The 676-nt window shown below is 76.9% G+C and carries 2 protein-coding genes; both read left to right on the top strand.

Going from position 1 to position 676, the window contains the following annotated elements:
* On the top strand, positions 1-312 hold a 312-nt coding region (locus AC2W7G_RS17880; protein ID WP_485869614.1), incomplete at its 5' end, for a hypothetical protein.
* Positions 313-418: 106 nt separating this feature from the next.
* Positions 419-604 (top strand): hypothetical protein, encoded by a 186-nt coding sequence (locus tag AC2W7G_RS17875; protein ID WP_485869613.1) that lies wholly within the window; start codon positions 419-421, stop codon positions 602-604.
* Positions 605-676 lie beyond the last annotated feature (72 nt).

Here is a 676-nt window from a genome sequence, read left to right as displayed (position 1 = left end):
AGCACCACCCCCGGCACCGGCACCACGACCGCCGGGCACGACCACGCCCCGGTACGGGTGCCGTCCCCGGCACCACCCCTCCCCGGCACCACCGGCTCCGGGCGACCGGGGCCGGCCCGGGTGCCGCTGGACAGCCCTCGACCGTGTGGCCGAGGCTGCTGGACGCCCCTGCTGCGCACCGTGGTCGGCGACCTCGGTCGCCTGGTGCGGGACGTGGCCGACGAGCTGACCGGGCAGGTCCCGTTCGTGACCGACCCGGGCACGACGCCGGGCCCGGACGCCCCGCAGCCGACCGAGCCGCACCGGTGGTGACCACGAGGAGCCCGGCACCGGCGGCACGCCGCCGGCCGAGGGCCCGGACTGCGGCTGCAACCAGCAGCCGGAGGTCCTGCCCGAGGTCGAGGACACCGTCGACACGGTGACGGACACCGTCGCGGACACCACCCGCGACGTCACCGAGACGGTCGACACGGTCGTGGAGACGACCACCGGCACGGTCTCGGACGTGGTGGACACCGTCACGGACACCATCGACGACGTCACCGGCTCCGTCCTCGGCGGCTCGTCCGCCGAGCACGGCGGTCAGGACGACGGCGACTGCTGACCGCGGCGGGACGGTCGTGGCCGGGTTCTCGGGCCCGGCCACGGCCGCCTGTGCGGTCCGGCCCGGCCGGAC

This window comes from Aeromicrobium sp. PFPM2_SD2, from assembly GCF_057364525.1.
The sequence above is the reverse complement of the archived record's forward strand: the minus strand, read 5'-3'. Positions and strand labels throughout refer to the sequence as shown.